General features: G+C 52.4%; 7 protein-coding genes. 3 read left to right on the plus strand and 4 right to left on the minus strand.

Features of this window, described 5'->3' with window-relative positions:
• From BZ163_RS00970 to BZ163_RS00985, 4 genes are all read right to left on the minus strand, one after another.
• On the minus strand, positions 1-181 hold a 181-nt coding region (locus BZ163_RS00970), incomplete at its 3' end, for a hypothetical protein (RefSeq protein WP_143510982.1).
• A 96-nt stretch (positions 182-277) separates the two neighbouring features.
• Complete coding sequence (locus tag BZ163_RS00975; RefSeq protein WP_128869439.1) at positions 278-3,151, minus strand: hypothetical protein; 2,874 nt, start codon at positions 3,149-3,151, stop codon at positions 278-280.
• Positions 3,152-3,215: 64 nt separating this feature from the next.
• Positions 3,216-5,567, minus strand: coding sequence for a hypothetical protein (locus BZ163_RS00980; protein WP_128869440.1), 2,352 nt, complete (start codon positions 5,565-5,567; stop codon positions 3,216-3,218).
• A gap of 93 nt (positions 5,568-5,660) precedes the next feature.
• A complete protein-coding gene (locus BZ163_RS00985; RefSeq protein WP_128869441.1) occupies positions 5,661-7,478 on the minus strand; it encodes a hypothetical protein in 1,818 nt (605 codons plus the stop codon).
• 205 nt (positions 7,479-7,683) lie between these two features.
• Between BZ163_RS00985 and BZ163_RS00990 the strand changes: the two genes are divergently transcribed.
• The 3 genes from BZ163_RS00990 to BZ163_RS01000 form a co-directional block, all read left to right on the plus strand.
• Positions 7,684-8,154, plus strand: coding sequence for a hypothetical protein (locus BZ163_RS00990; RefSeq protein WP_128869442.1), 471 nt, complete (start codon positions 7,684-7,686; stop codon positions 8,152-8,154).
• 173 nt (positions 8,155-8,327) lie between these two features.
• Entirely contained in the window at positions 8,328-8,846 is a 519-nt protein-coding gene (locus BZ163_RS00995) for a hypothetical protein (protein WP_128869443.1), read from the plus strand.
• Between the two features lie 78 nt (positions 8,847-8,924).
• The coding region (locus BZ163_RS01000) for a hypothetical protein (RefSeq protein ID WP_143510983.1) at positions 8,925-9,105 on the plus strand (181 nt) is incomplete at its 3' end.

Here is a 9,105-nt window from a genome sequence, read left to right on the forward strand (position 1 = left end):
CGCGGGTATTGTACGGGTTGAAACTCAGGCTGGGGGGCACGACCGGGCCGCTGAGGTCATTGGCTTTGATTTCCGGCAAGGCGAGGTTGACGGTGTACTGGCCGGTACGGGGGTCGACACCGGATTGCACGAAACTGAGGAAGTTGAAGGCGTTGGAGTGGACCGCGGTCTTGGCGCTCATGAGGTGTACCTCTACTGGACAACAATAGTTGTTGAAAAATGGCAGTCAGGAAAGTGCGCCGCAATAAAATTGCCACGCACCCTGTTAATGCGTTAATCAGGTCAAAACGTTCAATTCCAACTTGTTTCGATTTCCACGAATCAAATGTATGTTAAGACGATGACGGTTCCCCTCAAGATCCACCAAATCCACGATCATCGCCGTGTTGTCTAACTTTTCGAGATCAGTTGCAGTTGAACGACGCAGATCATCGACACGACTTAATGTAATGAGTAATTCACCCGATACCGGATTCTGGTCGGATTCATACTCCCGCTTCAGCACTGGCGCATTTCGTTTATCAAGAGCATCGTCGAATTTTATAACTCTGTTCTCCGGCTTTCCTTCATCGCCAGCGTTGAACTCGTTAAAAGAATAGCCGGTATAGCTGAACATCGTCTCGTTGCCATAGGTACTCTCCCACTGCACAAGAGAGCGAGGGCCCTCGAAAATGCACCGGGTAAACAAAAGGGGAATACGTCCCTCACGCTGATATCCCACACGCCAGTAATCGGTAGTACGCAGGAAATAATCGAAGTCATTGTCCCCCGGTGGCAGCGGATCCCAGCCAGGCCCCGTCGGCCGACCGACGCCGCCTGCTCCACCGCCTGCCACACGCACATCCTTGAAACTGTAATGATCAGCTATCTTGGTCGGGATTGGCATCGGCGTCAGCGTGACATGGCCCTCGTCCTCTGTTTCGTTCGGGCTCGGATACAAATCCGAGCGAAAATCACCCTTGTCATTGTCAGCGACAAACATGGCGACATATCGTTCGCTACCAGGGGTGTCCGTTGGACCCTGGCCCCGAACATGCACATAGAGGCTTTTATCTACGTGGTTGAACAGGTCGTCGCGGGAAACAGGTTCCTTCTCTTGCTGATGGAAACGATTCGGTTCCAACCTGCACGCCCAACGTAGCGGACTACCGTACTCGATCCCTTCCTCTTCGATAAAGGGCATGTGACTGGGGGTTGCCTTCGAAACCAACCTCAAGCTGGCTTCTTCATCGCCGCTCAATGGGTAAGTCGTACCATCCACGGGCTCGGTCGCTACCTCGATTCTGACCTGCATTTGTTGCATACCATTGGCATACGCGCGACCGACCACCTTACTGATGTTGAACGTGCTTATGATTCTCCAGGTCGGCTCCGTAACGGCATTTGTCAGCTGCACGATGCTGTAGCCGTAATACTGGACTTCTTCCATGTCATCGAGCAGTTCACATACAACAACCGAAACAGGATTGGAAAATGTCGCCGGTGCCTTATAAAGTCCACTTTGCAAAACGTCGCCCTCACCCAGAACCGTCCAGCGGCGTTTGAGCTGCGTATTTCTGTGGTTCTCTTTCAACTGCAGATCTGCCCCGCGGTTGACACTTCGAGTAAACCCGGGCGAGACATCAAAATCAGGGACAAACCTGAGCAGCAAGACCGAGGCCTGGACGCTCTCTCCGGTCACGGTGTCCCTGGCTTCAATACATTGCACCACCACATCTTCCGCCAAGGGGTCGGTTGGCGGCGTATAAATGGCCGTATTGCCAGCAGCCACCAGTGAACCGTGCTGCGGGACACTCCAGGACAACGCGGCGCCATTCAACGCCGATGCCACGAAGGTCACAGGTTGCGGTTCACTGCGCACAAAACGCCGCACGGCCGAAGGGGAAATGGCCATTGCCTCGGACGTTACCAGCAGTAAGGCGCAGACCTGATGACCCTGAGCGGTGGCCGGATCGGTATATGAGGCCGTCACCACGATACGAACCGTTTCCCGGCCTGCCTGATCGAACGCCACAGGCGTGTATAAACCACTGGTCAGCCCGATTTCGCCGGCAGACTTATGCGTATTCAGGCTGCGCACACTCCAGCGCACACCCGTCAGAGGCTTGCCGTCTCGCAAGGCCTGGTATTGGAATGGTTTGCTGCCAGCCTGCAGACTATGCAACTGTGGATTGATGGTAATGGCCGTACGCGAAGGATCAATATTGCCAAACACCGCCAGGTCATAAGGTACTTCCCGATCCCGTTCGATAAAAACGTTATCTTCGCCCGGGAACAACAGGCTGTGTATCAGTACCAGTTTGTCCTCATCCGCGTAGGGCACGAATTCCTTTGAAAGGATCAAGGTCGCCGAATACATGTCACCCTGGGCGTCCTGGTCATCCGGAATCAGATAGGGAAAATCCCGCGGGGGGATTCCACCACCATGCTCACTGGCCTTGAGCTGGATAAACACCACCACCGCTCCATCGCGATACGTCGAGGACTTGACGTCATTGCCACCTGGAGCCGGCTGGGTCCGCATCTCGAATCGCTTCGGCGTCAGCGGGTTGTAGCCTCGCAAATCGAGCATGCCCAATTCAAAGACTCGCCGGTGAGGAGGCAGTTCGTCGAAACGTTGCTGGAAGTACTCGCCGAGACATTTGCGAGCCGCCGGGGTACTGGCCAGGTTACATTCGATTTTCTGCACCCGGGACAGATCCAGAATAACCCGTCCAAGATCGTCGATTTCACCGGTTACAATTGCCAGATCGACGTCGATCGTCACGGTAAAACCATGGGCTTCACTGATGGTATAACTGTACAGCACTGAGTCGAACCCATCACCGACACTATACGCGGTATAACTGCCTGACAGGATGTTCAACGTGAGTGTGGCAATGGAATTGGTGAAATCTGCAGTTTCAAACGACAATCGCGGCGAGGCTAAAACAATGTCGCGCAGCTCTGCATATTCGGTGTTTAGATCATTAGTGAATGCTTTACCGGAGAACGGCGGCATGTAGCCAGAGCCATCGTACTTGTCGATCCATTGTTGTAGCAATATCCGATTGAGACGAGTGCGGTTGAACACGGTAATAGCGCCCCACCCTTGCGTAATCGAACCTTGTTTCATCTGCCGCACAATATCGGCACGCGAGTTACCAGCCATGATAATGCTCCCAAGTAGTATAATTAGCGTATATTGAAGACTGTAGCTTGATGTTCAATTCAACTTACAGATTGTCGATTGGTTCCGGTTTATTGGGGAGTTCAAAGAGTGGCCACGGCAAAATAATCCAGCCCTCTTTGCTGGCATCATTGGCCTGGCGTGCGGTGATGAGTGCAAATCGTTGCTGCCCGTCCGGATCGCCCGTGTATAAACCGTCGCTGTCGATGCCCTCGTTCCCCGCTGAAACTTCCCAGACGGCAGTCACGGGCTTCTCACGATTATCCTGGGCTATCAATTTCGCCTTACCCTCCGGGAAAGATGAGTTGTCCAAATCGACAGTAATAGTCAAACCCGCTTGATAATGAGTAACAACGACATAGGCCGTTTGGGTTTTACGGGTCGCGAGGTTCATGACCTCGATTTCATCGATGAGGAAAGAACCTTCCAATGTGGGGTCTTTCAGGCCTGCGGTATAAGTGTTTTTACCGTCGCTCCCGCCCCTGGCCGGGATGGTGCCAGTGCCTCGTTTGACCTTCCATTCCAGGATACCCTCGCCCAGAGTATGGGCCGACAATACTCGAGTCACGGGCGCTTCGGAGGTGGAGGCGCTGCAAATCTGCACGACCGGGTTGACGGTGATGTCCCGGGCGACCACGGTCACCAGGGCCGAACTGCTGTGATTGGACGCAGTGGCCGTGACCCTGACTCGGGTGAAAGTGCCAGAAATGTCAGCGAGGGCGGGCGACGAGTACAGTCCAGTGTCCTCGTCAATGCTCCCGATCTCGCCAGTGCTGCCGGGAATGGCTGCCACACTCCATTTGACTTTGCCGGCGAAGTCTCCTGAGACGGTGAATGGATGCGTGGCACCGTGGCCCATCAAATGTTCCAGGGGGGCAACAGTAAAAGGGTTGACGACCTTGCCAAAAACAACCATATCGCCGGGAAATTCCGCACTCTTTTGTTTTATAGTTTCATGACCGGCGAACAGAATACTGTTGAGCACAAACGTATTAAACTCAATAGTTTTACCGAAAAGCAGTCCAGTGGTATCGTCAAGTGCTCTTTTTATCGTCGTTGCATACTCTCCTCGAGCGGATTCAAGATAGGTTGCCACCTCCGGAATCGGCACATATCGCGCACTGAGTTTCATATCCACCAGTAGATTTTTTACTTTCGCCACTACACCTCCAGCATCCGCATCAACAACAAACTCGATGTCCGCGTTCACCTGCAATGCGATATTCATCGTATACTCGTCTGAATCCTCTTCCCCACCCCTCCTTTTAACCAAACACTTCTGCTGACGATAAACGCTGCTGTCCCCCCAGCCAAATCGAATTGTACGATCATCCTGCACTGTTATAGAGAGTCCATCGCTGTCGTTATTCGCAGCAGGAAAAGCAAATTTCAAAACCTCAACGATATAAGAATCCGTATGTCCCACAAACCCGGGTAAAAAGAATACGCCAATGCTCGGCTGAGCTTTGAGCACATTTAGAAAATTTCTATCATCATAGGTTTCAGAAAACTTTACGCCATGAGAGAACATGCCATTCATGCCTTCAGCAATAATTCTACGCATCAGCAGATAATTACTCAGCAACATGGCCGAGTCATACTCCCCGCCCCCATTATTCGGAATCAAGCTCCTCCAGTCGTCAGTAGGCGGTGTCCCGCCTTCCTGATCACCCTCCATGCAGATAAACAGCTCCACCGCACCGTCACCAAAATTATCTGCCGTATTGAGCTCTGCGCCTTGCGCCGTGATGGTCCGCAGCCTGAAGGATGCCGGCTTCAGGTATTGCTGATCGGTATAGGCAATCTTTCCAAGGTGATAGAGCCTTTTTTCCTTGTCTGCGCCCTTGAAGTATTGCTTGAAGAATTCACCGCCGATACGGCGTTCATATGAAGAGTTGGCAAACGTCAACTGCCACTCCCCTTTTGCTGCCTCGGCGGCGCCGAGATCGAGAACCACTTGTCCGGTGTCCTTACCGACCTGGCCACTGATTTTCGACAACACTACGTTTTCGGCAATGAGGTCGGGATGATCGAGCGCATCGATAGAGTGCACCGCAATCGCGCGCTTGTGACCGACTGTATTGTCGATAGAAACCTGTGTCCCGCCGATGACCGCCATTTTCATATTGGCCTCGCCGCCCGCCGCCTTCGAACTGTCTTCAAAAGACAGTCGTGGCACATCGGTAACCCAGTCGCTGAGGTGCTGCCAGTTGGCATCGCCAACGGCAACTGGCTCATTGATCGGCTCCAGATAACTATTGACGGTGAATTTGTTAATGTAGTCCTGCAGCAACAAGGTATTGCACTTGCTGCGATCATAAGCGACCACTGCGCCCCAACCGGCTGTCCTCGGTTTAAGTGCCAGCCATTCCAGCAGTTCTTTTTTTGAGTTGGCCATGATGCATCCCTTTCAATGAGTTTATTATTTCGATCGCCCGAACGATTCAATACAGAACCGCAGTCTTTACAATGCAAGGTTCAACATCAGGTGTCAGGCACGCAATGTCAGCTCGGAAGAGTCCTTGAAGGCAGTATGTGTTCGCCCTTCATCAAAGCTGACTGTGACCGCCACCTTGAACTTGTTACCGATCCCGATTTCAGTCCGAAGAAACGATTCGGGCAGCCACGAAGAAATGTGCGGCGCTAGTGCCTCGGTTTCGGTAAGGGGATGATTCTTGATTAAATAATAATCCGTCCCTACGACCTTGATATTGAGGATTTGGTCTTGCGCCATATACGCCCAACGTCCTAGCTTGAACTCGGCCCCCTTGGGATCGGTGATCCGTTCAAGAGAAAGCTCAGAGGTGCCTGCTGCCGGTACACACTGAATGGTCGGGAAACGATCCAGGGGGAATGGCACGATCTTCAACCAGAAGGGGTCGGAGTCCTGCCAGTTTTCCGGCGGTTCGCCATTGGGAACAACCCGCCAGAACACTTTCAACCGCTCACGCGAATTGACACCCGCCCCCATGTTCATTGCAATGGCATTCTTTGGAATATCGAATGCTCGCCAGTTGCCTGCAACCGGCGTCGTCACCACGCTATGGCCCGCCGTGCCAGGTTCACCCCAATACAAATGGATGGTGTCGGCTTCATCGACAATCGCCTCGGGGCGCACACTCGCCCGACTGCCGCTTGTGGTATCTGCCGCGTTCATTCGGCCTTCATTCGGCTCGTCACTTGGCTCCGGTACAGCGTCCTCGAGGCTCGGCATTGGAATATCCAGCGGCTGGCGTATCAGCAAACGCAGGGGTTCACCGGACAAGACGCTACCTGGGCGCGCATATTGGTAGGTGAGCTCCGCATTCTTGCGATTGTTGGCCACCAGCCAAGAATGCTCCAGCTGCAATGTCAGGGTACCGCTGTCGAATGTCGAGGGGTCGAGGCGCACCGAGACAGCCGCATTGGTGCCGGTGCTCACAGTCGCATTCACCAGTACAGTGTCACCCACCCGAGCCTGGGGGTGTAACGCAACCCGCAACGTCACGCCCCCTGGAAAACGCACGGGATCGATAGGGCCTGCGCCGTGGCCATCGATCGCCAGTTCAGGTAGACGCGGCAGAGCCGGCGCCAAAATCTGCAGGGTTTGCAGCGCAGAAACGCTAGGTTCGCCTCCCCCCGCGTAGTCGATGCGATAACTCAACTCCAACCGGCCGCCTGAAATCAGCAGGACTCGAGATCTTTCCACCAGTCGCGTCAATGGCCGACCGACCTGCGCGTCTGTCACCTCCCAGACGGGATTAAAGGGCCTTGGGACACCGTTCCTGTCGAAGCCGTGCCATTGCAGTGTGACTTTATCGCCCTTCGCCATAGCCGCATACGGCGGTACGGCTACCGTGACGCCATCGGAGGGTAATACTCTTACGTCAGGATCCAATGCCAGATCATGGGATTCGCGAACCAGTGGAACAGGCAAGTGCGACGTGAGCGAAGGACGTATTCCGACGTAAAAAAACAATCGTTTTGATTCGGGTCCCGGTGTGGGCGCCATGGGGTCCTTGACTGAGTATGAATAAAACACCCAGCCCTGATCCAATCTTTGTAGCGAGTCATTGGGGAAGCTAATCGGGAGCCCTTCAGGCGTCAGGGTGTCATCAATGGGATAGGCAACACCTGCCACGCTATCAATAGCGTCACCTTGTGCCGTACAACCTCGCCAGTTCACAAGAATGAAATGTCCCACGTATGTTTCTATGTCCGGAAACCAGACATGGGTAACCAGGCTTCCCGTGTCCAACTGTGCAAGGTCTAGCGCATTATCGGCATCCAGAAAAGGGACTTTCGGTGCGGGATACGTAACCGCTGTCATGTTCGGAACTCCATCGTTGATCAGTGGGCAGTCACCCGACCCGTAAAAATAATTGCTTCGACGGAGGTGTTTTTACGCTTTAATTTTCGACTTGCCTACCTAACAGAACTGCTAGGTTTACAGACCTGAAAAATACTCTATGGTTAACTCCAACCGGGCTTCTATTTTATGAGCCAAGTGCATTACTACTTAGGGAGATCAATATATGAACATCATTCGAGTTTGGCATCGCGCATTAATATTCACAGGGAGCTTATTGATGGCAGGACAAATTTTCGCCGCGCCCGTTGATCCTACGCCAGTTGCATCTGCGACCAGTACTGGATTTTTGGTATTCGAAAATTGTCGCTTACTAATACAAGAAACCATATATTCGATAGGCAGAGGAGACGCTAGCGGTTGCCGAGGCGTTACCATCGATGACACATTTTCGCTTGAAGGGGTTCGCTCAGCCGTCTCGATTAGAATTACGACAGAGGTTGATTCTCAAAAGTACGGCGCCATCAACCTCAGGACCATCAAAGATAATGTCAACACGCCAAGCATGACGTTTAGATATTTAATGAATGCCCCTGCCGGAAAAGTCTATGTGCCTGGGCTTATTTTCCAGGGCGTAGAAAATCCTCTTTTCGTTAGCCGCCGCCTTAGTCAAATTGGAATACAATTAAACAAATAGCCACGAACGCTCACATTTTTCAACGGCTAGAAATACCAACTTTCGACATCCAAAATTCATGTTGTAATTTACTCGCCGAGCAAACATACCTCACGTTCTGCGGCTTTACGTCTGACTTCACTTCAGCGGGCATTTTATTGCCCGACCTATAAATTTTATGATCGAGGCCTTCCATGAACAATTTAAACTCAGCTGTACTCAATACATTCCTGGCTATTTTTTTCTTGCACGCGACGCCATCGCTGGCAGGTACGGAAAGCACAACCGATACGAACCCTGGAAGAATAACATTCATCTACGAAAACGGCATTGAGCAATGTGGCGTCGACGCATCACCCCAAGTGTTTGAGATTAGTTATTATGCTGGCGGACCTGGAATTCGTCCTTGCGATCATAGCCGGGTTCGCTTTATTAAATTAGATGGCGTGCGCTCAGCCGTCACTATCCGCCTCTGGAGTTACTTACGCGGTGGTAAACCCGGTGGCTGCCAATCCAGCGAGACCCATAATTTTACGCTATATCTAAGAACCATTAAAAATCCAACCAACACCCAGATGATAGATCTGAGAAACCTTGCAGACTACCCATTAAACACCCCTATCCAGCCTGGCGTTACGCTAACAAATAAATATATAAAAGACGCCAACAAGATCGACAAAAACTTAAGTTGCGTCCAAGTGATTTATGACTAACTCAGTCTCGGCTTATTTATACACGACTTCACTGACATCCCAGTGAGCAGCTTTTCGAAACAGACCAGAGACCTATCCATGAGCGCCAAGACCGCGGTCCACTCCAACGCCTTCAACTTCCTCAGTTTCGTGCAGTCCGGTGTCGACCCCCGCACCGGCCAGTACACCGTCAGCCTCGCCTTGCCGGAAATCAAAGCCAATGACCTCCGCGGCCCAGTCGTGCCCGCCAGCCTGAGTTTCAACCCGTACAATACCCGCA

This window comes from Pseudomonas sp. VI4.1, from assembly GCF_002029345.1.
Classification (GTDB): Bacteria; Pseudomonadota; Gammaproteobacteria; order Pseudomonadales; family Pseudomonadaceae; genus Aquipseudomonas.